Source organism: Photorhabdus antumapuensis (assembly GCF_020387775.1).
Classification (GTDB): domain Bacteria; phylum Pseudomonadota; class Gammaproteobacteria; order Enterobacterales; family Enterobacteriaceae; genus Photorhabdus; species Photorhabdus antumapuensis.
Genome location: NZ_JAHZMK010000007.1, coordinates 96,584 through 122,772, shown reverse-complemented (window position 1 = coordinate 122,772; position 26,189 = coordinate 96,584). Strand labels below are relative to the sequence as shown.

Genomic DNA, 26,189 nt, shown 5'->3' with positions numbered 1-26,189 from the left:
CTGTGGACGGCTGGCAACGTGTTTTTGTTCTTCATGGGCGTCCTTACAGTGAAACTAGTCTGTTACTGGATCTGTTTACTGAAAATGAAGGGCGGATTAGCGTGTTGGCAAAAGGTGCGCGCAGCCGTCGTTCCAATTTGAAAGGCTGCTTGCAGCCATTTACCCCGTTGCTGGTTCGTTGGAGTGGACGGGGGGCGGTTAAAACGCTGCGTGATGCAGATCCTATCTCTCTGGCCCTTCCTCTTACCGGCAGTGTGTTGTACAGCGGTTTATATATCAATGAATTGTTGTCAAGAGTGCTTGAACAGGGGACGGCTTATCCCGCTTTATTCTTTGATTATCTCCAATGCTTGCAGGTTCTTGCTGCCAGTGAATATACACCGGAACATGCCTTACGTCGGTTTGAACTGGCGTTGCTGGCAAATCTTGGTTATGGCGTTGATTATCTGCATTGTGCGGGAAGTGGTGAACCTGTAGCCGACACGATGACCTACCGTTATAGAGAAGAAAAAGGATTTATCGCTAGCTTGGTTGTTGATCATTACAGTTTTACCGGGCGCGAATTAAAATCACTGGCAACGCGTGAATTCCCTGATTCTGTGACATTAAAGGCAGCAAAGCGTTTCACGCGTATTGCATTAAAACCTTATTTAGGTGGCAAGCCTCTAAAAAGTCGTGAATTATTTCGGCAGTTTGTACGTCAGAAGCCTGAAAAGAAAGAAAACTAATGAATTTGTTTCTCTTCAAGATGGAAAGTGTAAACTTGTCACATTCAATATGACTACAGGAGATAAATATGGCTGAAGTATTATTAGGCGTTAATATCGATCATATTGCGACAGTGCGCAATGCTCGTGGTACCAATTATCCTGATCCGGTTCAAGCGGCTTTTGTTGCGGAACAGGCGGGAGCAGATGGTATCACCATTCATTTGCGTGAAGATCGCCGTCATATTACCGATCGGGATGTAGAACTGTTGAAAAAAACTATCCAGACTCGGATGAACCTTGAAATGGCCGTGACGGATGAAATGGTGGATATTGCCTGTCGTATTAAACCTGAATTTTGCTGTTTGGTACCTGAAAAACGTCAGGAAGTGACAACAGAAGGGGGCTTAGATGTTATTGGTCAGAAAGATAAAGTTGCTGCGGCGGTTAAGCGTCTATCTGATGCGGGTATTCTTGTCTCGTTATTTATTGATGCGGAACATCGACAAATTGATGCGGCTAATGAAGTTGGCGCACCTTTCATTGAGATTCATACTGGTGCTTATGCCGATGCAGAAAATGAAGTAGAACAGGAAAAAGAGTTTCATCGTATTAAAGCAGCCGCGACTTATGCAGCGAGTAAAGGTCTAACGGTTAATGCCGGTCATGGGCTGACATATCATAATGTACAACGTATTGCTGCTCTGCCAGAAATTTATGAATTGAATATTGGTCATGCCATTATTGGACGTGCGGTATTCAGTGGCTTGACTGCTGCTGTAGTAGATATGAAAACCCAAATGCGGAAAGCTCGCCGTTAATGGCTATTATTGGGTTAGGTACGGATATTGTTGAAATTGCCCGTATTGAAGGGGTTGTCGAGCGCTCAGGCGAGCGCTTGGCAAAACGCATTCTCAGTGAATTAGAATGGGAACAATATCAGCAACATGAAAAACCGGTTCGTTTTTTGGCTAAACGCTTTGCGGTAAAAGAAGCCGCAGCAAAGGCATTGGGAACCGGTATCCGTAATGGGCTGGCATTTAACCAATTTGAAGTGGTCAATGATGCACTGGGAAAACCGATTTTGCGGCTCTATGGTGCGGCCGCAGTGTTGGCTCAGCAATTGGGAGCGACCTCTTTGCATGTGACATTGGCCGATGAGCGCCGCTATGCCTGTGCGACTGTTATTCTTGAGCGTTAATTTCAGATTTTATCTGCGTGATGCAGTAGTACAAATTTATCCCACAATTGCTCTTCTGTTTCCTGTCGGTCTGGATCGGTAATAATGGTATTATTTATCGGACAGACTGATTGACAGGTTGGTACATCATAATGACCGATGCATTCAGTGCAACGCTCAGAATTGATTTCATAAATCTCATCTCCCATCGATATCGCCTGATTGGGGCATTCGGGTTCGCACATATCACAATTGATACAGCTTTTTTTGATTAATAACGACATTTTAATAACTTAGTTTATTTTTCATTTTATACCAGTGTGTTATCGTCAGTTTTAATTTCTTACTCTGACACACTTATTGTATTTTTATACGGCATAAATTACATTGAAAAACCAAGTCTGGCAACAAAAAACCATAATATATGAAATTTTTTCGATCTTAGAAAACGCTTATGTGTGAACTTTATTATTCAGTTAGCTATATAGGAAATATGTCAAGGACGTGTAAAACTTCCAATATTATGTAGTTAATAGATCTTGAGAGAAAATAGCTTGAATAGTAACAGAATATTTACAACCTATACCCAATAGATTTCAATTTGCAGCGCGGCGGCAAGTGAACGCATCCCCAGGAGCATAGATAACTATGTGACTGGGGTAAGTGAAAGCAGCCAACAAAGCAGCAACTTGAAAGATGAAGGATATATAGTATTAGAATAAATAAAATGATAAAGACCGGGTATTACTTTAATCCCGGTCTTTTTGTTAATTACGATAATGGCGCAATTGACCAATCAAATTCCGATGCTTTATCAAGATAATTCTAAAGTTTGAGATAGATAACAACTATGAGTGTTGAAAGTTAGTTATCTGATACCCCTACTACAAATATGCGTACAGGTGGAAAGGTTGTATTGCGAGACTGCCAATGTGATACTATTACTAGATTTTCTTTATTGATTTTTAATATATCAGCTCCTTCAGTATAGTTACCGCCACTGATATATCCACCCATACTTGAAAGTATAGCATGAGGTTCATAAGAGTATGCAATTGGGTATGTGATAGTGAATTTCCCCTGGTTAGTTAAATGTGGAGCCTTTGCATATACAGATTGGAATAAAAGATATTTTCTCTTTAATCCACTAAAAAATGGAATTTTAAAGGTCATGAAATTATTCCCTTGTGTAAACAAAGGAGTACCTGCCAATAATAATTCCAATAAACCGAGATTTTTCACAAACTCATTTTTATTGGGAATGTCTGCACCATTTTGGTTTTTGGCCAATTTGCCGTTAGTATTATCATTTATATCGGAAACAAGTTTCTGAGTTGCGGCCAGTGTATTACTATTGCCAATGATATCTGTGAGTTGAACAATACCTTTTTGTGTTAATGAGGCATCAGGAATTTTTGTTGTGATTTTTTTCTCTAACGCTTTATTTAATTGTGCAGTGAGTTTGGTGATATTACCATCATCCAAAATATCACTGCCAGATTCTGTCGCAATAAAATCAGCTACAACAGATGATATTGTGGAAGATTGGCGTAATGCTTTATTTAATATATGAGTAGTAATACTTTCTGGGGGAAAACCAGTTTGTAAATTCTCACTTTCTTCGTATCTTTCTTGACTCACTACATTAGCATTATTTCTAATAGAAAACGCTTTAAAATCATTCTTTTTACTCATGTATTTTTCTCCGATTAAGTACTGAATTTTACAAGCAATATAGTGATTTTTTATAAAAATAACTTCTCCCCATTCACGCCAGCTATAGTTTAGTTAGAAAAAAGAATAATGGAATATTCTTATAGCTTATAGGATTAATTATTTTTCATATATTTTAGTAATAAATAATTTCCATGTTGAAAGGTTTGTTCTGAAAAATAAATTTCAATTATGGATAAGGTCACTAATATTGCATGAGCTAACAAATATTGGCGGAGGATAGCTTGTATGATGACAGAATATTTATCGCTGTAGTATTGGCGATAATACAATGATTAAGACCGGGCCCTGCCTGAATCCCGGTCTTTTTATTAATTACGATAATGGCGAAATTGGCCAGTCAATTTCTGGGGCTGTTGACGTATCAACCCGATTAAGCATTACGCGGTATTTTTTCCACTCTTTAAGTAGTAGCGTTTCTTCGTCTGTTGCTATATTAAGCTCTTCTGCATCAGAAAGTGGGGTTATTTTTTCATTTGTAAGAGATATAAATTGCGCTCTTTGGGCTTCTGCTATAGATATCAATTCCTCTTTTGTTGGTGGTGGAATATCTTCCCAACAAGGAAAATTATCTTCGCCACAGGACAGTATTTTTCCTTCTGGCGGTATTCCCGAGAACTGATTAAATATGTCATCAGTGACAGATATAGGGTCATTTGGCCATGAGCCTGCTTGAATATAATCCTGCTGTAATGATATTGGGTAAAATGCTTTATTTAATGCACTGAATACATAGTTTTTATTGTTCATAATTTTCTACCAATTTTAATTAAATAATAAAATAATTTTTTTAATTAATATCCTATTGCCATAAAAAATGTAAAAGTAGTGAGTTTATGGTAATTAAGATTTTTATAACACCGAAATTGATTCTTATTTTCTATCGTTGCTGAGAATATACCTGCTGCTTGAGGGTCATTGCCACGATGCGTTAGCGTGATGCTAACGCATTCATTTGGAAACGGTATTGGAAAGTTATTTAAATACCCAGATTGAGGGCTGCTATGGTTATAAACTTGTGCTAATCCCCACATTATAATTAAACCCGAAGGCAATTTTTGCCAGCCATTCTTAACCAAGTTTGCGGTGAAAAACGACATATCTGGAATCTGATTAATTCCATTGCCTACTTTCAAGTTTACAGCTTTATCTAAACCTAAGTTTTTCACAAACTCATCTTTATTAGGAATATCTGCGCCGTTTTGCGTTTTTTCCAGTCTGTTATTGACATTATTATTGATATCGGAGACGAGCTTCTGTGTTGCTGCCAGTGTATTACTATTGCCAATGATATCTGTGAGTTGAACAACACCTTTTTGTGTTAATGAGGCATCGGGAATTTTTCTTGTAATTTTTTGTTCTAGCGCTTTATTTAATTGTGCAGTGAGTTTGGCTATATTACCATCATCCAAAACATCACTGCCAGATTCTGCTGAAATAAAATCAGCTACAACAGATGATATTGTTGATGACTGACGTAATGCCTTATTTAATACATGAGTGGTAAGACCTATTGGCGGAAATCCAGTCTGTAATTCTGGAAGATCTTCATATAAATTTTGAGCCACCACATTAGCACAGTCTCTAACAGAAAACGCTTTGAAATCATTCTTGAGATTCATATATATTTCCCTAAAGTTCTATAGGTCATTTTTTAAATTATTGTAAGGATAATTTCCTATCGCTCATAGTCTAGAGATAAAAGATAATAATTAAATATTTTTATAGCTTATGGGATTAATTATTTTTCATATATTTTAGTGATAAATAATTTCCATGCTGAAATGTTTATTCTGGAAAGTGAATTCCAATGACATATAATTCACTAATATCGCATGAGCTGAAAAATCTTGGCGTAAAATAGCTTATATGATGACAGAATGTTTACCGCTGTAATATTAGCAATAATAAAATGATTAAGACCGGGTTCTGCCTGAATCCCGGTCTGTTTGTTAATTACGATAATGGCGTAATTGGCCAGTCAATTTCTGGTGCGTTTGACGTATCAATCCGGTTAAGCATGACTCGGTATTTTTTCCATTCTCTGAGTAATAGCATTTCTTCATCTGTTGCTATATCAAGTTCAACAGCATCAGCAAGCGGCGTTGTTTTTTCATTTGCCAGAGATATAAATTGCGCTCTTTGGGCTTCTGCAATAGCTATCAATTCCTCTTTTGTCGGTGGTGGAATATCTTCCCAACAAGGAAGATTATCTTCTCCAGAGGACAGTATTTTTCCTTCTGGCGGTATTCCTGAAAACTTATGGAATATATCATCAGTTACAGATATGGGATCGTTTGGCCATGAGTCTGCTTCAATGTAATCCTGCTGTAATGATAGCGGATAAAATGCTTTATTTAATGCGCTAAATACGTAGTTTTTCTCGTTCATATTAATACCCTATTGCCCTATAAAATGCTGCTACAGGAATTTGTAAATATGGAATACTGCTAAAACATTGGAATTGGGAATTATTGACCGTCATTATTGAAAATGTGCCAGCATGTTGAGGGGCGTTACCAACGTGAGTTAACGTGACGTTGAGACATTTATTAGGAAAGGGAATTGGAAAGTTATTTAAAGTACCTGGTTCGGCATAAGCATTGCCTTTAACTGATGCTATTCCCCACATTTCAATTAAACCCGAAGGTAATTTTTGCCATCCGACCTGATTCAGGCTAGAGGTGAAAAACGACATATTAGGTACCTGATTTTCACCATTCCCTATCGTTATATTTGTTGTATTTGTTGTATTTGTTGTATCTGATAAACCAAGGTTCTTTATAAACTCAGCTTTATTAGGAATGTCTGCGCCGTTTTGGTTTTTTGCCAGAGCATTATTATTTACATCAGAAACAAGCTTCTGAGTTGCAGCGAGTGTATTACTGTCTCCTATTTGGTCTGTGAGCTGAATAATTCCTTTTTCTGTTAATGAGGCATCGCGAATTTCTGTTGTGTTTTTTTGTTCTAAGGCTTTCTTGAATTGGGTGGTGAGTTTGTCTATATCCCCATTATCCAGAACATCTTCGCCAGATTGTGTTGCGATAAAATTAGCGACGACAGTGGATATGGTTGACGACTGACGTAATGCCTTATTTAATAGTTCAGAGGTAATATCTCCTGTTGGAAACCCAGTTTGCAATTTTTGCTCTTTCTCATATGCTTCTTGCTTCACTATATTTGCATTGTCACTAACAGAAAAAGCCTTAAAATCATTCTTTTGACTCATATATTTTTCTCCAATTAAGTACTGCATTTTATAAACAATATAGTGAATTTTTATAAAAATAATTTCTCCCTATTCACGCCAGCTATAGTTTAGTTAGAAAAAAGAATAATGGAATATTCTTATAGCTTATAGGGTTAACTATTTTTATATAATTGGTGGTAATGAATATGTTAATGATTTGTAATCTGAAATGTTTGCATTTGATATTTGAAAATGATTTTTATTAATTCCATTTGTGGTCTGAGAAGGTTGGGTGATTGCTATTATTTAAGTCTATTTGTTCTAATTATTTGTAGTGGGTATGTATAATCTTGCTCAATAATATGAATTTCATTGCTGATATGAAGCTATCAATGTTGGGTTATATTTTTATTAATAAAGTCTCATTTATTCCCTGGGGGAATTATATGGTATAACTGAATTGGTTTAATATTTTAATGATTATCGATGTTGAATGGCTACAAAATACCAAAATTAATAAAATGATTAAGGCCGGGGATTATTATAACCCCGGTCTTTTGGTTAATTACGATAATGGCGAGATCGGCCAATCAATTTCTGGGGCTTTTGACGTATCAACCCGGTTAAGCATCACTCGGTATTTTTTCCATTCTTTGAGTAATAGCATTTCTTCGTCTGTTGCTATATTAAGTTCTTCTGCATCAGAAAGCGGCGTTATTTTTTCATTTGCAAGAGATATAAATTGTGCTCTTTGGGCTTCTGCTATCGATATCAATTCCTCTTTTGTTGGAGGTGGAATATCTTCCCAACAAGGAAGACTATCTTCGCCAGAGGACAATATTTTTCCTTCTGGCGGTACTCCTGAAAATTGATGGAATATATCATCAGTTACAGATATGGGGTCGTTTGGCCATGAGCCTGCTTGAATATAATCTTGTTGTAATGATAGCGGATAAAATGCTTTATTTAATGCACTGAATACATAGTTTTTATTGTTCATGATTTTTTTGCCAATTTTAGTTAAATAATTATCATGGTAAATTAATTGTTTTTAATTAATATCCTATTGCTATAAAAGCTGTCTGAACAGCGGGAGTATAACCAGTATTACTTCTATAACACCGAAATTGACTCTGATTTTCTACTTTTGCTCCAAATATTCCTGCTGCGCCAGGGTCCCAGCCAGTGTGAGTTAATGTGATACTAAAACATTTATTTGGAAATGGTATTGGAAAGTTATTAAGATATCCGCTATTAGGTTGTCCACTTCCACCGAAAGCAACTAGTGCTATTCCCCACATTATAATTAGACCCGAAGGTAACTTTTGCCAACCATTCTGAACTAAGTTTGCGCTAAAAGACGACATATCTGGAATCTGATTAACTCCAGTTCCTACTTGCCGTTTTGCGGCTTCATTTAAACCTAAATTTTTCACAAACGCGTTTTTATCAGGAATATCTGCGCCGTTTTGCGCTTTTTCTAGTCTTTTATTAGCGTTATCATTTATATTGGAAACAAGTTTTTGAGTGACCGCCAATGTATTACTATTGCCAACCACATCTGTAAGCTGAACAATACCTTTCTGTGTTAATGAGGCATCAGGAATTTTTTTTGTAATTTTTTGTTCTAAGGCTTTATTTAATTGTGCAGTAAGTTTGACTGTATCACCATCATCCAAAACATCACTGCCAGATTCTGTCGCAATAAAATCAGCTACAACAGAGGCTATTGTGGACGACTGGCGTAATGCTTTATTTAATATATGAGTGGTAATATTTTCTGGAGGAAACCCAGTTTGTAAATTCTGACTTTCTTCATATATTTCTTGACTTACTACATTAGCATTATTGCTAGTAGAAAAAGCTTTGAAATCATTTTTTAGGCTCATTTGTTTTCCTTGAATAAAATTATAATTAACATATTGAATTATAGTGCAGATAATTTATTTGATTGATTTCAATTATAGTCTGGCCCAAAAAAAGTATAGTAACATTATAACTTAAATGATTAATTCTTTATGTGTGGCTGATGGCAATAAATCGTTTAATATCTTGTAATCGAAAGCATATTTAAGATGTTTATATTTTACACCTGAAAATTATTTCATCTTATTTCTTTCTGGAAAATTTTTAGTGATTTTTACAGGTTTTATTAAGATATATATTGCCAAAATGGTAGGTACAAAAATCCTGTTATTTTGTCTATTGGCTGGATTATTATATTTTTTTATGTTTGTTCGATAAATATAGGTAAATGTCTTTATCAAATAGGAGAATGAATTATCCCCTAAAAAATAGAATGGGAAAAGGGCTGCCATGCAGCCCATAATTCTAATCAGTAATATAAATTTCTATGATGTCAGGGCAATCCTCTTTATTTACTATAGATAACCTCAGTCCTCCATCTGACGAATGCACAACAAGCCATCCTTTTGATCCATATCCAGTACCAACCAAAATATTATCGATCGGAGGCATTTGTAAAGGTAAAAATATACCTGGACTAACAGTACGTAAATATATACATCTTCCTCGTATGTCCTGACTCAGTAATATACTACTTCCGCTGTCTCCACCGGCTCCTATTTTTTGCCATCCCTGATTAGGGCCTTTCTTTTGATATCGTTTGTCAGATTCCGAACGTGAATACGCTCCGACATCTCCGGCTTCCAGATTGATGTCTTCAATCAGCATTTTGCCGTTAATTTTCCTGTTATTAGGAACCGCATTTTTCGCCAATGCTACGGTTTCTGATAAGCCAAGTTCGTTGACAGTAGGTTTGTTTTTTGTTGTATAAATGCTAGTCCAATCTTCTTCAAATCCATAATTATCACGAGCCGAGCGATAAGCAATACCCCCGTTTTTGTAATGCACTTTCAACTGAAAAGCCGGACAACTCCCAACTCCATTATAGAAGTGTACAACATGATCACTAAATTTCGGACTCAGTAAGTCATATGATCCTGAATCTACATTCCAAGGGACCTGATTATCAACAGAATATTTTCCTGTTAATCCGAGCCTAAATGCCCCCACATCACCAGCCGCTAAATTGATATCTCCAGTCAGCGCCTTGCCATTAATTTTCCTACTATTCGGTACAGCATTTTTCGCCAAATTGACGGTTTCCAACAAATCGAGATTTTTCACAAACTCATTTTTATTGGGAATATCTGCCCCATTTTGGTTTTTGGCTAATCTATTGTTAGCATTGTCATTTACATCAGAAATAAGCTTCTGAGTTGCAGCGAGTGAATTACTATTACCAACCACATCTGTAAGCTGAACAATACCTTTCTGTGTTAATGAGGCATCGGGAACCTTTGGTGTCATTTTCTGTTCCAGTGCCTTATTTAATTGAGCGGTGAGTTTCTCTATATTTCCATCATCCAGAACATCATTGCCAGATTGTGTCGCGATAAAATTAGCGACTACAGAGGATATCGTGGATGATTGACGTAATGCCTTATTTAATATATTAGTGGTAATACCATCGGGTGCAAACCCAGTCTTCAAATTATGACTTTCTTCATATTTTTCTTGGCTCACTACATTAGCATTATTACTAATAGAAAAAGCCTTAAAATCATTCTTTGGACTCATATTATACTCCTTAAACTTTATAAATAACATATTGGATTGTTGTGAAAATAATTCCTTATTTAATGCGCTGAATATATGGTTTTTGTTGTTCATGGTTTTTTGCTGATTTTAATTAAATAATTATAACAATTTGATTTTTATTAAATTAATATCCTATCGCTCTAAAATATGCGCCAACAGGCGTAACATGATTAGTAAGACTTCTATAGCATCGGAATTGAGTCCGATCTACTACATGTACTGAACATATTCCGGAGTCTTGGGGGTTATAACCACCGTTAGCTAACACAATATTTAAACATGCGTTTGGAAAGGGTATTGGAAAATTATTTAAATATCCGGCCTCCATAGAACCATAGCCGTTAACTAGTACAAACCCCCACATTTCAATTAAACCCGAAGGTAATTTTTGCCAGCCGCTATAATTCAGATTTGCATTGAAAAATGACATATCTGGAACCTGATTAACGCCAACGCCTATTTCTCGTTTTGCAGCTTCATTTAAACCTAAGTTTTTCACAAATGTATTTTTATCAGGAATATCTGCGCCGTTTTGTGCTTTTTCCAATGCGGAGTTAGAAATTTTAGTTATAATTTTTTGTTCTAATGATCTATTTAACTGGGCGATTAGTTTAACAATATCCCCATCATCCAGAACATCATCGCCAGATTGTGTCGCGATAAAATCAGCCACGGCAGAGGTTATTGTTGACGATTGACGTAATGCTTTATTTAGCACGTGAGTAGTAATATCTTCTGGTGGAAATCCAGTTTGTAAATTCTGGCTTTTTTCATATTCTTTTTGACTCACCACGTTGGCATTGTTATTAATAGAAAAAGCTTTAAAATCATTCTTGGGACTCATATACACTTTCCTTAAATAAAATAATGTTCTGTTATAATTAACATGTTAAGTTATAGTATAAGTAATTTATCGAGATTGATTCTAATTATAGTCTACTCCAAAAAGAGGAGCGTAAGATTATATTATAACTTAAACGATTGATTATTTCTGTATGACTGGTGATAATAAATCATTTAACATATTGTTATCGAAAGTATATTCAAGATGTTTATATTTCACGTATGGAAATTATTTTATCTTATTTCTTTTGGGAAATTTTAAATTATTTCCAAAAGTTTTATTAAAATACATTGTGTCAAAGTGGTAACTACGAAAATACTATTGTTTTGTCTATTGATTAGATTATTATATTTGTTTTATACCCTATGGATTTCAAGATGTATCGCGGCGGCAAGGGAGCGAATCCCCGGGAGCATAGATAACTATGTGACCGGGGTGAGAGAGTGCAGCCAACAAAGAAGCAACTTGAAAGATGACGGGTAAAAATAAAAAAGGGCTGCTATGCAGCCCATAATTCTAATTAGAAATTATGTTTGACCGGATTAATACTGCCAAAGCATTGGAAATCGACCGGTCAAAAAAGTCATTATCATCACTGGAAAAAAGATCGGGGATAGAATAGTGCCCGGTCTTGATAATTTTATTATTCTGGTATTTGTGGCCACTCAATATCTAAAGACATTGAAGTATCAACACGGCTCAGTAATACCACATACTTCTTCCAGGCAAGCAATAATGCTTTCTCTGCGTCTGAGGCCATCTCAGTTTCAATGGCATATTGTAATAAAGTGATAGCTTCATTAGCCTGTTGACGAAGAATGACACGGTGTTGTTCTGCCTGTTTAATCTGGTTGGCTTTTTGAGCTTCAATATCCGTTACCCATTTTTCACCATCCCACTTATCAAAATCGGTGCTTGGTTGTTTGAATGTCAGTGTTTCTGGTAATTCACCCGGTTTAATGATTTCCTTCTGTTCCCCAGTTTGGGTGTTGTAAGCTATTCTCCCTCGATAGTCTGGTACCATTTGCCAGCCGGTTAAATCAGGTGAACGACAGGCGATATATCCCTCTTGGGCTTTAGGTGGTGCGTCTATGCAGGAATTGGCAGGAAGGCCGATACCAACGGGAAGGTACTCATCAGAACTGTTTAAATATTCCAGCGTAATCGCATCGTAATTAAACACAACGATACTTCCGGCACTGATGGCAATATTATTTTTATCCAGTACAGCCTTATTCATCATGCAATCCTCACAATGTAATTAAATGCCACATTTCGTGGACGTGTTTCTGTTCCCGTTGAAGCAGCAATCGCATTATCCATATAGCCGTAACCACCAGATCCCATGCCGATAGCGATGCCTATTCCGCGAGGATCAATGCCGTAGTTAATGTTTTGGTAGACACTATTGAGAATACGGCCCGCTGCACCTACCCCGTCGGTTCCGCCATTTGAGTTGGACCACATCCGGACAACCCTGTGACTATGTGGAGCAATATCTGCTAGTTGCCCGGATAATAGATATCGGCCAATATCCACCCCACGCCCATCATCCCAGCCCCGGATAAATTCACCCCGTAAATCGGGTAATCTGCCAGTAGGGTAAGCTTGCGCTAATTGTGGATATAAAGTTTGATCGAAGATCGCTCCATTGCATTTCACCCACCCATTTGGTGGTATGTCAGTCGGCCAAGGAAGTGGTATTCCTACCGGGATTTCTTCAAGTACCAACGTGCTCATTATGCTGCCCTCATCATATAGTTAAACGCTAGGTTATGTGGCTTTGATACCCCGATATCGGTCATCCGCCACTGGGATAAACTGCTGCTAATTTTGGATATAAAGTTTTATCGAAGATTGCTCCATTACATTTCACCCACTATTTGGTGTATGTTAGTCGGCCAAGGAGGTGGTACACCTACCGGAATTAACTTTTCCAGTTTTTCACAAGTACATTTTTATTAGGAATATCTGCAACATTTTGTGATTTTTTCAATGCGTAATTGGAAATTTTAGTTATGATTTTTTGTTCTAACTCTCTATTTAATTGAATGTTGAGTTTAACGATATCACTATCATTGAGAACACTATCACCAGATTGTGTCATGATAAGATTATCTACAACAGAGACTGTTGTTGACGATAGACGTAATACCTTATTTAATAAATGAGTGGGGACATTATCTGGTAGAAATCCAGAATACAAACTCAGGATTTTTTCGTATTTTTCTTGATTTACTACATTAGCATTATTGCTAGTAGAAAAATCCTTAAAATCATTTTTGGGACTCATATACTTTCCTCAAATTAGATTATGTATTTATAGACCATACCTTGAGTTGTTGTAAAGATAGTATCCGTTCATTTATAATTTAGTTCAGAAAAGGAATAATGGAATGATTTATAACTTAGGTTGTTAACTACTTATATGTAGTTGGTAGTAATAAATAGTCAATGTTTTATAATTGAAAATATACCAAAGCTATTAATGTCTTATTTCTGAAAATTATATACCCTATGGATTTCAAGATGCATCGCGACGGCAAGGGAGCGAATCCCCGGGAGCATAGATAACTATGTGACCGGGGTGAGCGAGTGCAGCCAACAAAGAGGCAACTTGAAAGATGGCGGCTATATATTACCACAACTATTAATCTCGAAGGTTTAATTAGAGATTATATTATAATTATGAAGATTTATTTATAAAAAGATGGGTGTTAGCTCTGGACAGCAACTGAAAGATTATTGTCGTCTGAACGATTGTGATCTCTCTGTACCAGAAAGACGTTTATATCCAGAAAGCAGAAGTTTTATTTATGATATATTTTTGTTTTTCTTTTGTTAATATTATGCTTTAAGGATTTATCTGTATTTTTATAAAAAAATCAGACTATTATTGTTAGATGATATTTTTGTAGATGAACTATTATTTTATTTTTCTTATTCATTTGACCATATTTATAGAGATATAAACTCATTATATCTTTGGGATTAATGCTTCTATTTTTCGGTATATTGTGTTGTCTTTGTGAATAAATTTATTCTTAAGGGAGAAATATGTTTAAAAAATTAGAACAAGTCATCTTTGATACCCGTGATAACAAAAGCATTTTCTCTCTTATTTCTTTGGTTATATACCCAATGGATTTCAAGATGTATCGCGACGGCAAGGGCGCGAATCCCCGGGCGCATAGATAACGATGTGACCGGGGTGAGTGCGTGCAGCCAACAAAGAGGCTGCTTGAAAGATAACGGGTATATTTAACCTAAACTTAATTAAGGGATTATTTATGGGGAAATCATCAAACCGTAGTGCGGAATTTTTCTTTACTGGGAAATATGATGATGATGATGATGGGAATAATATTGTTGCTATTGGATTGGGAGGGGAGATTTATGCCAAAAAAGGGAATGATAATATTACCGTTGGTGCGCTTGAGACAACAATCTATGCCACTTCTGGCGATAAGGCTGTAGAGGGTGCTGCCGGATATCTAAAAATAGTGGATATTGACAGTAATCTGAAGGTACATGGTGCCGCGGGTTATGTAAGTATTGATAAAAGCGGTAATGGCAATATTTCATTTGTTGGCGCGGCGGGTGGTGTTTCCATGGATCACCGAGGGAGCAGCGGTAATCTAAATTTTTCTGGGGCTGCCGCTTATAATAACCTCAGTCGTAAAGGTCAATCCGGTAATGTGGAATTTAAAGGTATCGGTGGTTATAACGGATTATGGCACGAAACTAATCAGGGGGATTTAAACTTTAATGCCGCAGGGGCGGGTAATAAAATTGACCGTACCTGGCATGACCGTTATGAAGGAAGCAAGGGAAATGTGATATTTGTTGGTGGAGGGGCAGCAAATAGCATCAGTTCGCGGGTGGAAAGCGGTAATATTACGCTCACTGGTGCTGGGGTTGATAACCACATTATTCGTAAAGGGAGAGAAGGCAATATTATCTTTCAGGGTGTCGGAGCATCAAATCGCATTGAACGTTTGCGAGATAGTAAAGATAAATATGAACAGACTCGCGGTAATATCGATTTTGAAGGTGCCGGTGGTTATAACAAAGTTTATTCTGATATAGCTCATGGTAATATCCGTTTCTCCGGTTCCGGTGGTTACAATGAAATATCAAGAATAGGTGAGGATAGCGATTCGTATAATAAAGCTTTGGGATACGCTAGCGCGGAGAAAATTGTATTAATAACGGCGAAGATGGGATCCCAGAAGCCTCAGCAAGTGACTGCTATTAAATCAACGACTGAGTCTAATACTTATCTCTTTGCATTTGCTGACGGAAAATATACTAAGATCAGCAAAGTTCAGCTAAAAAATGATCCTAAAACCAATAAATTGAGTTATTACGCCACTTCATGGCGTAAAAATGGTAATCAACTCAAAAATCTTGCTACGGAAAATATCTCTTTAGAGAATGGATATGATGATATAAGCAATGATGGTGATTATCGTCTTTCCAATTTAATCTTTGAACATCATCAACCCGTTACTATTCAGCATACTGTTGAAGAAGATTTGCGAGAAAATCAGTGGGTGACTTATGCCAGCGGAACCACGGCTAAAGCAGAAGATATCAAGCTGATTGATGCAAAAATGCATGGGCGTTCAATCCATTCTAATGGTTCGGTATTGGATGTTTCGGCGGTGAAATCGAATCGTCGATCAAATGCTTATGTCTATGCTAAATATGTCGAGTCATATACCAAAGTGGTTGTGGTGGAATTGAAGAATGATGATAAAACCGGCGAGCTGAAATATTATGCCAGTGCCTGGTATAAAGCGGGCGACCATACCCGAGATTTAGCCAATGAAGATTTTTCACGTGCAAATGGTTATAGCCCGATGGAGGCGGGAGGATATTCACTCACTAACCTTAAATATCAAGTCGATACTGTACGTCGTGTCTCTGAGCATTTAGAACATATTGAAGAAGATAGTCTTCAGGAATGGGTGAAATCATCTTCGAATATCGGTGATAGCTCCGGTGATGTTAATTTTAGCGGTATGGGTGGCGGAAACGTCATTAAATCCAGTGTAATAAATGGCAATGTTAATTTTGAAGGTGATGGGATTGCTAACGTCATTCTTCATAGTTCGAGATCCGGTAATACACATTTTAAAGGCGCAGGTGCTGCCAATATCATCGAAAAAAGTGGCATAGATGGCAATCTGACATTCCGTGGTGCAGGTTTGGCGAATGTCCTTGTTCACCAAAGCCGGAATGGGGAAATGGATGTTTACGCCGGTGGTGCGGCAAACGTTCTGGTACGTGTCGGTGATGGACTGTATCTGGCTCACCTTCTGGCGATTGGCAATATCTCAATCCACCAAGGTAATGGCGACAGCCGGGTCATCATGTTTGGGGGGTATAACACCCATACCCAAATAGGTAATGGCAGCGCGAATTGGTTAGGTGTCGGCGGTTTTAATGTGATGACCCAAAAAGGTAAAGGAAGTATTTCTTCGGTACTTTTGGGTGGTGCTAATGTGTTGACCAAGCTTGGCGGAGATAATCTGGTTTCCGGCATGCTCGGGGGAGCCAACATTATCACGCATATTTTGGGTGATAATGAAATATCAGACACCACAGCAATTGCGCTGGGCGGTGCCAATATCCTGACCAAAAAGGGAAGAGGTGATGCTGTTGCGCTGATGGGCGGTGGCGCAAATGTTCTGACTCACATTGGTCATGGAAGCACGACGGGGGTGATGTTGGGTGGTGCCAATATCCTGACCAAAGTAGGCAACGGTGATACTACCGGCATTATGCTTGGGATTGGTAATGTGCTGACTCATGTTGGTGACTATCAGACACTGGGTGTCATGGGAGCAGCAGGTAACATCTTTACTAAAGTGGGAGATGGAACCGCAATTGCGGCCATGATTGGTGCTGGCAATATCTTTACCCATGTTGGCAAGGGTGATGCATGGGCGTTGATGGGTGGTCTGGGCAATATCTTTACCAAAGTAGGGGATGGTAAGGCGTTGGCACTGATGATAGCCGCTGGCAATGTGTTTACTCACGTTGGGAATGGGATGAGCGTTGCCTTGATGTTGGCTAAAGGCAATATCGCTACCAAAGTGGGTAATGGTACGACTTTGGCAGCAATGATCGGTGAGGCCAATGTGATGACCCATGTCGGTAATGGCTCAACCTTTGCCGCGATGATCGGGCAGGGCAATATCCTGACGAAAGCGGGCAATGATTTGGCGCTCGGTTTGATGGTGGGTGAAGCTAATATCTATTCGCATGTAGGTGATGGCACCAGCATTGGCTTGTTTGCCGGTAAGTTAAACGTGATGACCAAAGTGGGTGATGGGACAACGCTGGCGGCAATGTTTGGTCAGGCTAATATCATGACCCATTCTGGCGACGGTTTAACCGGGGTGTTGGCACTGGGTAAAGCCAATATTGTCACCAAAGTGGGTAAGGGTTTTATGGGGGTTGTGGCCGCGGCCGAGGCTAACGTTGTGACTCATATGGGAGCATCAACGACGGCTGCCGTGCTATTAGGTAAAGGCAATATCCTGACGAAAGTGGGCAACGGGACCACAGTCGGCTTACTTATTTCCGATGTGGGTAACATCATGACCCATGTTGGTGATGGCACAACCGTGGGTTTCGCTAAAGGTAAAGCCAATATCATCACTAAAGTGGGGGAAGGTACAGGGATTAACGCCGTCTGGGGTGAGGCTAATATCCTGACTCATGTTGGTAATGGCGATCGTTACAATTTCGCGAAAGGTAAAGCGAATATCATTACCAAAGTGGGCGGAATGCGAGAAGTCACGGTAGTTCAGGGCGATGTTAACATTATCACCCATGTTGGTAACGGTGATGATTATACGGGAGCTTGGGGCAAAGCTAATGTCATTACTAAGGTAGGCGATGGGAATAATGTAGTACTTGCCAAAGCTGATGCCAACATTGTGACTCAGGTCGGGAACGGTGACAGCTTTAATGCCTTGTGGAGTAAAGGCAATATCGTCACCAAAGTCGGTGATGGTATGCAGGTTACTGCGGCAAAGGGTAAAGCCAATATCACCACTACGGTAGGGAATGGTTTAAGCGTCACTGCGACACATGGCGACTTGAATGTGAATACCAAAGTAGGTGACGGAGTTTCGGTCAACGCGGTGTGGGGTGAATATAACGTCAATACCAAAGTTGGAAATGGTCTCAATGTTGCGATCATGAAAGGCAAAGGTAATGCCAATATTCATATTGGCGATGGCCTGGGAATCAATGCCTCTTATGCCCGCAATAATGTGGCGATTAAGGTGGGTAATGGTGATTTCTACAGTCTTTCTATTGCAGAGAGCAACACACAAAGTAGTCATCTCTCTTCTCTGTTTGAGAATATTAAACAAACTGTGTTCAATGTAGAGGGAAGCCAGGCGATTAATTATCTGATTCGTGGTGATGAGGCAAATACTTCTGGCGTCAATAAAGGTAGAGGGGCGATTAACTTAACCGAAGTTTCCGCCATTGATGGTTTCCAGATGGATAAAATTGATGAAGTGAGTTCGGATCTGGCGAACAACTTGAGTGGTGCAATAACCCCGGTAGAAACGCCTGATATTAAAGTTATTCAGAATGACTTGCAGATTGGAGATAATGTTGGTTCAGCTCAGGATCAGGCATCACCACACGCTGATGCGGTTGTCAGACATGCGAAGCAGAATAAAGCCGCGCAAAATGCGTTAAGCGATAAAGAAAAAGCGGAGATAAATCATCAGCGTCTGCAACAAGAGAAAGATAAACAGCTTAAAACGATTTCAAAATCACAAGGCCAACTAGAATCAACCAATCAGGCTGCGCTGAATACCAATGGTCAAGTGCAGCGTGATGCAATAAGTGAAGAGTCTAGGGGAGTCACGGAAGAACTATTCTCCCTGACTCAAGGTATGGGTGCGCTTAATAACTATGGAAATTATGATGGTAAATCAGGTGATGAGTGGCGTAATCGGTTTGCTGGTGGATATCTGGATAATATCCAGAATAAATTAAATGATGTCAAACTTACTGCACAGAAAAAATTAGCTGATGCACAGCAGCACTTTATTGATAAACGAGAAACAGTAATAACAGCCATTAAGAAATCAGAAGTAGGTTTCACGAAAAGCGCTGAGAATCTAGATAGTGCAGACGACGATATTGCAGACGCTGAGAAAAAAGCGGAGCAGAGAAAAGAAGAGGCATTATTACAGAAACAACGAGCCGATAAAGCGGTGAGTGACGCCAATACCGCGTATGACAAAGCGAAACAGCGTGGTGAAAGTGATAGTACAGCGGCGGAAAATAAAACGACACAGGCGCAGAAGAATGCAAAAAGCGTGAAACAGGCTGATAATGCTAAACCGGATCGCACTGGGGCAGCAGGCAGCGGTTTGTCTGGAAACGCTTATACACCGATTGAGGTGGAGAAATCGAAGAGTCATATCGATCCTGCATCAAAAGCTGAACCTGACGGTTGGTTCAGTGAAGATCTGGCACTAACAGTAGAAGATTTGGCTGCTTTGAATAATGCGCAACAAGCAGTCAATCGGTTACAGCTTAATAAAGGGATGCGCTCAGAAAATACCGGTGCTTCGATCATGTCAATGTTTACCGAAACATCATCCGATGGCGCGGTGAAATCAACTTTAAATAAATCCAGAGAATTAATCAGAAAAGCGCCGACGATTTCAGGTATTGATCTGCAAGGATTAGGGGGAAATAACCCTAGATCTCGTTCTTCTGTACTTAAAAAACTAGAACTTATCTTACTGAAGAAGGATGACAAGCGGTTTATTGATTCGACTAAAAGACGTCATATCGATTTGCCTAATAAGGCGCTGGTGGCCGTGCGTGAGGCTTTTAACCGTACCGTTGAGCAGCCCGATGAACAGCATGTATTGCAGCTTGAACAAGCACTGGCGCATTGGCAGCAGCATGATCCCAAGGAATTCGCTCAACGTAGCAAACTGGTGAAAAGCTTACGTTTTGAGATGGGTGAGCTGGTTGCTCACATTCAGGCCCAGAGAGCTGAGTCAGCCGGGATTTTGGGTATCACTGTGCCCCCTGAGCAGGTTGCGCAGTTCGGACAGCAGGTATCGTTCGATGGGATTGGCCGTGTGGTGGGCCTGAAAGGCGATATTGCACAAAGCGAAATTAATCGTCTCACTGATTTGCAAATTAAGCCATTAACCCAGACTAACTCTGTAGCAGAGCGGGAAGCACCTAAGACCGAAAACGAAAGCCTTATCGTTTTCGTCAGCCGATTACAACAAGAAGCTATCCCAGCAGGTAAACCGCTGATTGAACGTGCCAGAAAACTTTGGCTTACCGGGCAAGTGACAAATGAAAAAACCAAAGAATTATTTAAGGATGCTGTTGCCCAGTTGCAAACATATCCTGAATTGCACACGCTGGCTCAACAGCTATTGACTGATGCCAACAGAGAGAAGGCTACTGGACAATATATTGATAACCTGTTTGGTCGCCATTTTGATTCTGAACTGGCTTATGAACTGGTGAAAACGGCTTCACCAGAGGCGAAAAATACCGCTGAACGAACAGGTAACTTCTTGGTGGAAGATTTTGAGCGGTGGATAGGTGATCTTTATCCTGAAGGCGAGAAACGTAACGGGGCAATTGATAAAAAGATGAAATCTTTTGCCGAGGCTATTGATAAGGATTTTCGCCCTTGGTTCAGTCGGGTGCCTGAGGTAACGACATTCTTGGACGATCCGACTTTTGCTAATTTCAAGACCATGATGACCAAGGTTGATGATGGTTTTTCTGTGATTAAGGTGCCGTTTCTGGCGGTAAAAATGGCGACCACATCGGGAATGGGGATGGATGTTGCTGACTGGAAGAGAAAAGGGGATTCTTTCTATCTGAACGTGATCACCAAAGCTCGTTCAACCAGTACTGAACTGACTGCCGGGACGAATGCGGAGGATGTTAAGTACAAAGTAAAAATTACGGAAAAGCAGACCAATGATTATGGCACGGCGTTGCCCTACCAACCTGCGAATAATAAACATGACGACTTTTTGTATGGTAGAAAGGTCGCGGCAGGCCGGATCTTGACTCCCGGACGGGAAACGGCATTTGAGAGTAATGCATTGGAGCGAGGCCAGTCTGTGGTAACTGGCGCGTCTGGCTCGACCAATATCATGGTTCACCTCAATGACTATATTGCCAGCAAGCAACCCGACTTCTCAACCGGGCAGAGCTATCTCAATACGCTGTCGTTTTTGGTATTTGATGGTGGTCACTCTGTCAACGAAAGTCTGGTGGTTTATCGGGCACTACAAGCAACTGATGAGATAAAACGTAAACAGATACTGAACAGCTACACGGCTAATTATCAGGATCTGGCGGATATTGCTGGGGAATCGGGTAAGGTATGGGTAAATCAGGCGCTGGATAACGCGTTTAAAGAAACTCAAGAGTTTTATCAGAAGTATGCGGTAGTAAAACCACAAAGCCGCCCTGCGGTGGAAGACTTAGAGGGGTTATCTGGCAAAAATAAAGGGGTAGAGCCGACGATTATCGGCGATAGTCATCTGAAAAAGTCCGTTGATGGCTGGCAAAAGGTGGATGTAACGCCACAGACTGATGGTCGTGAAACCCGTTTTGATGGTCAGATTATTCTTCAGATGGAAGATGACCCGATAGCTGCCAGAGCAGCCGCTAATCTGGCGGGTAAACACCCGGATTCCAGCGTGGTTATTCAACTCGATGCCAACGGTAAATATCGTGTTGTTTATGGCGATCTGTCTAAATTATCAAATAAATTACGTTGGCAGGTTGTCGGTCATGGTCGTGATACGTCAGAGCAGAATAACATTCGTCTGAGTGGTTACAGCGCTGATGAATTGGCGACGAAACTAAATCAGTTTTATCAGGCGGCTAAGCTGGGCAAACAGGCCATCAGCAAACCCGATCACATCAGTTTGGTGGGTTGTTCACTGATTAGTGATGATAAACGGGATGGCTTTGCGCGTCGCTTTATTACTGAATTGGATAAACAAGGCATTCGCAGTGATGTGTCAGCCCGTAGTAGCGAAGTTGCGGTTGACGTAACAGGCCGTAAATTTACCCGTGACGAAAATAACCAATGGGTTAACAACTCGCCTGATAACAAAATTGTATTGAGCTTGAATGCTGAGAATAAACTGATAACGCATACCGAACAGGTTCGTCGTGGTATTGCTGAAAGCGATATCGACTTTGCTAAAGTCGGGTATACGCAGGCTGATTCGGTTACCAAAGGGGAAATTGCGGATAACACAGAAATTTTCATTAAGCCACAAAAGCGTGAAAAGGTTAATACCAGCGATAACTCGCATCGTCAGCTCAGTTACTCCGGTAATATCCAAGTGGATGTCGGTGAAGGAGAGTTTACGGCGCTTAATTGGGGAACTTCGAACGTAGGTATTAAAGTGGGAACCGGTGGTTTTAAATCGCTGGCTTTCGGTGACAACAATGTGATGGTTCACATTGGTCATGGTGATAGCAAACATAGCGTTGATATAGGCGGCTATCAGGCGCTTGAAGGTGCGCAGATGTTTATTGGTAACCGTAATGTCAGTTTCAATCAAGGACGTAGTAATGACTTGATTGTGATGATGGATAAATCCATCCCAACGCCACCGTTGGTCAATCCATTTGATGATACTGCCCGTATTGCTGAGGTATTGAAAGGTATTGCTCGTTCCGGTGAAACGCAGGATTGGTTAGCGGCACAAGATCAGCAATGGACAATTGCCGGAGCGAGGAAGTTTGTGCGTGATATGTCTGGTTTAGACCAAACTAGTAGCGTGGATTACAAAACGCTGCTTGATTTGGACTCACAACATGAACGTAGCAGCCGTGGTTTGCAGAATGACGCCGAATCAGCACTGAATAAGAAATTTAATCAGTGGTTAGGTGAAAATGGCAATAGCATTGAAATGGGCAAAATGAGCCGGGCAGATAAATTCCGTCAGGCTAATCAGAAGCTGGCCTTCAACTTTGCTGTTGGCGGGCGTGGCGCCGATATTCAGGTGACGACCGGCAACTGGAACTTTACGTTCGGTGACAATATTCAGTCAATTTTGGATACCAATCTGGGTTCACTGTTTGGTCTGATGACCCAGCAATACTCGGCAACGGGTATGGCGAAAACAACCTTCACCTATACCCCGCAGGATTTACCGCGTCAGCTTCAGAATAAGCTGCTTGGCCGATTATCGGAGGTGGGGGCGGATACCACTTTGGCGGATATTTTTGGTGTGGATTACACCGCGGATGGACGTATTGTTTCCCGCACGGGCAAGCCTGTTGATGGCGAGGTGATGCTAAAAGAGATGCTGGAAGTGATAAAGGAATTTAGTGGTGATCAACTGGCAGCCTTCACCAACCCGGGGAAATTGCTGGATAGTTTGGAGGCCGGCATTAAAGCGGGAGAAGATGGGGCCAGGACATTTGCGGAAAGCCATGGCTTGAAAGAGAAAGCACCCGATAAAAATCAGGAACAAGGCGCGGTGGTTAGCACCAACGGAGATAACGCTCAGGCTAATAGCAAAGCAGAACGTGCATTTGATTTTAATTCGCGGAATTTACCTAACCTGTTTGCAACGATGTTTAGCAAAGATAAACAAGCAGAGATGCAATCATTAGTGACCAATTTGAAAGAGAATCTAACCGCAGATCTGCTCAATATGAAGCAAAAAACCTTTGATTTCCTGCGTAACAGTGGTCATCTGCAAGGAGATGGCGATATTAATGTTTCGTTGGGAAATTATAACTTCAACTGGGGTGGTGACGGTAAAGATCTCGGTGCCTATTTGGGCGATAACAACAACTTCTGGGGTGGTCGCGGTGATGATGTTTATTACTCGCTAGGAACATCCAATATCTTTACGGGTGGTGAAGGTAATGATATGGGCGTTCTCATGGGGCGTGAAAACTGGATGTTTGGCGGCAATGGTGATGATACCGCCGTGGTAGCCGGACGTATTAACCATGTCTTTATGGGAGAAGGTAATGACCAGACATTTGTCTTTGGTGAAGGCGGCCTTATTGATGCGGGTAATGGGCAGGATTACGTCGTGACTTCCGGTAACTATAACCGGGTGGATACTGGGGCAGGTCAGGACTACGCGGTGACCATCGGCAATAACAACCGGGTTGATTTAGGTGAAGGCGATGACTTTGCCAGAGTATTTGGCAATGACAACCGGATCGATGGTTATTCCGGTAATGATACGATTAAGCTGATGGGCTACCATGCGATGATTAATGGCGGAGAAGGTGATGATCACTTAATAGCCGCTGCGATTTCGAAGTTCAGCCAGTTTAACGGCGGTGATGGACAGGATTTGTTAGTGCTGGGCGGTTATCAGAACAGCTTCCAGGGTGGAGCCGGTGTCGATAGCTTTGTGGTCAGCGCAGAAGTGATTGATAACCGGGTTAACGATATCAACGCAGAAGATATGATCTTGTTTAATGGTGTTGACTGGAAGGACTTATGGTTCCAGCGCAGTGGATATGATTTGGTGCTGTCAGTGAACCGCCATACTCAGGACAACACTGCTCAGGAGATCTTTGAATCGGTGGGTTCAGTTACCTTTAATGATTACTTTAATGGTCATCGTGCCAAATTAGTGACGCAGATGGGGGATAAAGACAAATCAGGCGAGTATAAATTTACGGCACTTTCTGACAATGCGGTTGATTCATTGATTCAGGCAATGAGTAGTTTTTCCCCGACAGTGGGCGATAATGGTTTTATTGAGAGTCTGGGCAGTAAGGCGAGAGCTGCTGTTGCCACGGCATGGGCCGATGTAACTCTTGGCAAGGGAAAATTTGCCTAATTAGCTCTCTGTAAATCAGCAAAATAATTGTCGTAGAAATAAAAATAGCTCACAGATAATGTGGGCTATTTTTTTGTTTTTTTGTGAAGTTTAAGTTGGTACTATTTCTGAGTTTTATTTGTTAATGTTGAATTTATTATAAGAATGCAAGAAGTAATAATATTTCTGATTATTGTCATGAATTATTTATTTCGATAACGTATTAGGATTTTTTTGTGGATATATGTAATGCTATTATTTCTGAGGTGGAGTCGGTTTATTTTGTTATGTTTTCTTTAATAATATAATGATTAAAATAAGTTTATTGCTTGTTTTTACATTGATGTTATCTTTGTATTTGAAAGTTTCTATTTAAATAAATTTTTAGCAAATGAAATATATTGTTTTTTTGTGAGGAGGGTAAATGAGTAATAAAAATGATTTTAAGGCTTTTTCTATTAGAGATGGTGCTAATGTGGTGTCTCAAAATTTATATGAAAATAGTCCAGAGTTGCAGACTGGATTTCCTCCAGTAGGTCTCACCACGCATGTATTAAATAAAGCATTACGTCAGTCATCAACAATAGCCTCTGTTGTGGCTAATTTTATGTCCACGCAGTGTGGCAAGGATGTTTTGGATAATGGTGATTTGGCAACACTTAATCAGACGTTTACTGATTCATTACAGTGTCATATGAATAAACAACTTCCTGGTAATTTATCACCTAATGGTTATCAACAACTGCCGGGTGGATTAATACTTCAATGGGGAAGACATAATTTTACTCCGTTAACGAGAAACAAGGTTATTTTACCAACACCTTTTAAGCATGGTTGTTTGAAGGTTTTTATGTCACCTGTTGGTGATTGGATATTTCCGATGTCAGCAGCGCCTAACGGAACGTTGAATACTTTTGATTCTTGGGTTGCTGCGCGAACAGTTAACGCTTATGGAACTGAAATCAAGTTATCTGCTAATGATACTTATGTATATGGAGATTATTTCGCAATCGGTTTTTAATTAATGTTTTAGAATGAATAATAAGCCGAACTTGTT

General features: G+C 39.8%; 17 protein-coding genes and 1 pseudogene. 5 read left to right on the top strand and 13 right to left on the bottom strand.

The window, feature by feature from the left end; all coding sequences use genetic code 11:
* Positions 1–2: 2 nt before the first annotated feature.
* The 3 genes from recO to acpS all read left to right on the top strand — a co-directional run bounded on the left by recO (position 3) and on the right by acpS (position 1,908).
* Positions 3–728: a DNA repair protein RecO gene (gene recO / locus KZ793_RS01075; protein ID WP_225812769.1), complete on the top strand. Its 726-nt coding sequence runs from the start codon at positions 3–5 to the stop codon at positions 726–728.
* A 68-nt stretch (positions 729–796) separates the two neighbouring features.
* On the top strand, positions 797–1,528 hold the full coding sequence (gene pdxJ, locus KZ793_RS01070; protein ID WP_225812767.1) for a pyridoxine 5'-phosphate synthase: 732 nt from the start codon (positions 797–799) through the stop codon (positions 1,526–1,528).
* On the top strand, positions 1,528–1,908 hold the full coding sequence (gene acpS / locus KZ793_RS01065) for a holo-ACP synthase (RefSeq protein ID WP_225812766.1): 381 nt from the start codon (positions 1,528–1,530) through the stop codon (positions 1,906–1,908). The genes pdxJ and acpS overlap by 1 nt, the downstream gene beginning before the upstream one ends.
* A 2-nt stretch (positions 1,909–1,910) precedes the next feature.
* Here acpS and KZ793_RS01060 read toward each other — a convergent pair whose 3' ends face one another.
* From KZ793_RS01060 to KZ793_RS00995, 13 genes and pseudogenes are all read right to left on the bottom strand, one after another.
* Positions 1,911–2,171, bottom strand: coding sequence for a YfhL family 4Fe-4S dicluster ferredoxin (locus KZ793_RS01060; protein WP_225812764.1), 261 nt, complete (start codon positions 2,169–2,171; stop codon positions 1,911–1,913).
* A 580-nt stretch (positions 2,172–2,751) separates the two neighbouring features.
* Positions 2,752–3,582: a phage tail protein gene (locus KZ793_RS01055; RefSeq protein WP_225812761.1), complete on the bottom strand. Its 831-nt coding sequence runs from the start codon at positions 3,580–3,582 to the stop codon at positions 2,752–2,754.
* Positions 3,583–3,936: 354 nt separating this feature from the next.
* On the bottom strand, positions 3,937–4,371 hold the full coding sequence (locus KZ793_RS01050) for a tail fiber assembly protein (RefSeq protein ID WP_225812760.1): 435 nt from the start codon (positions 4,369–4,371) through the stop codon (positions 3,937–3,939).
* A gap of 44 nt (positions 4,372–4,415) precedes the next feature.
* Positions 4,416–5,243: a phage tail protein gene (locus tag KZ793_RS01045; protein ID WP_225812758.1), complete on the bottom strand. Its 828-nt coding sequence runs from the start codon at positions 5,241–5,243 to the stop codon at positions 4,416–4,418.
* Between the two features lie 334 nt (positions 5,244–5,577).
* Positions 5,578–6,012: a tail fiber assembly protein gene (locus tag KZ793_RS01040; RefSeq protein ID WP_225812756.1), complete on the bottom strand. Its 435-nt coding sequence runs from the start codon at positions 6,010–6,012 to the stop codon at positions 5,578–5,580.
* 1 nt (position 6,013) lies between these two features.
* Entirely contained in the window at positions 6,014–6,850 is an 837-nt protein-coding gene (locus KZ793_RS01035) for a phage tail protein (protein ID WP_225812754.1), read from the bottom strand.
* Between the two features lie 526 nt (positions 6,851–7,376).
* Positions 7,377–7,811: a tail fiber assembly protein gene (locus tag KZ793_RS01030; protein WP_225812752.1), complete on the bottom strand. Its 435-nt coding sequence runs from the start codon at positions 7,809–7,811 to the stop codon at positions 7,377–7,379.
* Positions 7,812–7,866: 55 nt separating this feature from the next.
* On the bottom strand, positions 7,867–8,700 hold the full coding sequence (locus KZ793_RS01025; protein WP_225812743.1) for a phage tail protein: 834 nt from the start codon (positions 8,698–8,700) through the stop codon (positions 7,867–7,869).
* Positions 8,701–9,142: 442 nt separating this feature from the next.
* Positions 9,143–10,414: a phage tail protein gene (locus KZ793_RS01020; RefSeq protein ID WP_225812818.1), complete on the bottom strand. Its 1,272-nt coding sequence runs from the start codon at positions 10,412–10,414 to the stop codon at positions 9,143–9,145.
* Between the two features lie 145 nt (positions 10,415–10,559).
* Positions 10,560–11,279 (bottom strand): gp53-like domain-containing protein, encoded by a 720-nt coding sequence (locus KZ793_RS01015; RefSeq protein ID WP_225812741.1) that lies wholly within the window; start codon positions 11,277–11,279, stop codon positions 10,560–10,562.
* 643 nt (positions 11,280–11,922) lie between these two features.
* Positions 11,923–12,522 (bottom strand): tail fiber assembly protein, encoded by a 600-nt coding sequence (locus KZ793_RS01010; RefSeq protein WP_225812739.1) that lies wholly within the window; start codon positions 12,520–12,522, stop codon positions 11,923–11,925.
* Positions 12,519–12,995 (bottom strand): annotated as a pseudogene (locus KZ793_RS01005) (phage tail protein); the annotation flags it as partial. The pseudogene KZ793_RS01005 and the gene KZ793_RS01010, both read right to left, overlap by 4 nt.
* Before the next feature lie 211 nt (positions 12,996–13,206).
* Positions 13,207–13,572 carry a hypothetical protein gene (locus KZ793_RS00995; protein ID WP_225812737.1) on the bottom strand — a complete coding sequence of 122 codons (366 nt, stop codon included), beginning with the start codon at positions 13,570–13,572 and terminating at the stop codon, positions 13,207–13,209.
* A gap of 997 nt (positions 13,573–14,569) precedes the next feature.
* On the opposite strand from KZ793_RS00995, the gene rtxA reads away from it, so the two are divergent.
* Together rtxA and KZ793_RS00985 are read left to right on the top strand one after the other, a co-directional pair.
* Positions 14,570–25,153: an MARTX multifunctional-autoprocessing repeats-in-toxin holotoxin RtxA gene (gene rtxA, locus KZ793_RS00990; RefSeq protein WP_225812735.1), complete on the top strand. Its 10,584-nt coding sequence runs from the start codon at positions 14,570–14,572 to the stop codon at positions 25,151–25,153.
* A gap of 403 nt (positions 25,154–25,556) precedes the next feature.
* The gene (locus KZ793_RS00985) at positions 25,557–26,153 is read left to right on the top strand and encodes a gp53-like domain-containing protein (protein ID WP_225812733.1); all 597 of its coding nucleotides are present in this window, start codon (positions 25,557–25,559) and stop codon (positions 26,151–26,153) included.
* Positions 26,154–26,189: the final 36 nt, after the last annotated feature.

Coding starts and splice junctions, on each gene's coding strand:
- KZ793_RS01060 (WP_225812764.1), bottom strand. CDS start 2,171: ATGTCGTTATTAATCAAAAAAAGCTGTATCAATTGTGATATGTGCGAA.
- KZ793_RS01015 (WP_225812741.1), bottom strand. CDS start 11,279: ATGAGTCCCAAGAATGATTTTAAAGCTTTTTCTATTAATAACAATGCC.
- acpS (WP_225812766.1), top strand. CDS start 1,528: ATGGCTATTATTGGGTTAGGTACGGATATTGTTGAAATTGCCCGTATT.
- KZ793_RS01010 (WP_225812739.1), bottom strand. CDS start 12,522: ATGATGAATAAGGCTGTACTGGATAAAAATAATATTGCCATCAGTGCC.
- KZ793_RS01045 (WP_225812758.1), bottom strand. CDS start 5,243: ATGAATCTCAAGAATGATTTCAAAGCGTTTTCTGTTAGAGACTGTGCT.
- KZ793_RS00995 (WP_225812737.1), bottom strand. CDS start 13,572: ATGAGTCCCAAAAATGATTTTAAGGATTTTTCTACTAGCAATAATGCT.
- pdxJ (WP_225812767.1), top strand. CDS start 797: ATGGCTGAAGTATTATTAGGCGTTAATATCGATCATATTGCGACAGTG.
- KZ793_RS01050 (WP_225812760.1), bottom strand. CDS start 4,371: ATGAACAATAAAAACTATGTATTCAGTGCATTAAATAAAGCATTTTAC.
- KZ793_RS01040 (WP_225812756.1), bottom strand. CDS start 6,012: ATGAACGAGAAAAACTACGTATTTAGCGCATTAAATAAAGCATTTTAT.
- KZ793_RS01030 (WP_225812752.1), bottom strand. CDS start 7,811: ATGAACAATAAAAACTATGTATTCAGTGCATTAAATAAAGCATTTTAT.
- rtxA (WP_225812735.1), top strand. CDS start 14,570: ATGGGGAAATCATCAAACCGTAGTGCGGAATTTTTCTTTACTGGGAAA.
- KZ793_RS01025 (WP_225812743.1), bottom strand. CDS start 8,700: ATGAGCCTAAAAAATGATTTCAAAGCTTTTTCTACTAGCAATAATGCT.
- KZ793_RS01055 (WP_225812761.1), bottom strand. CDS start 3,582: ATGAGTAAAAAGAATGATTTTAAAGCGTTTTCTATTAGAAATAATGCT.
- KZ793_RS01035 (WP_225812754.1), bottom strand. CDS start 6,850: ATGAGTCAAAAGAATGATTTTAAGGCTTTTTCTGTTAGTGACAATGCA.
- KZ793_RS01020 (WP_225812818.1), bottom strand. CDS start 10,414: ATGAGTCCAAAGAATGATTTTAAGGCTTTTTCTATTAGTAATAATGCT.
- KZ793_RS00985 (WP_225812733.1), top strand. CDS start 25,557: ATGAGTAATAAAAATGATTTTAAGGCTTTTTCTATTAGAGATGGTGCT.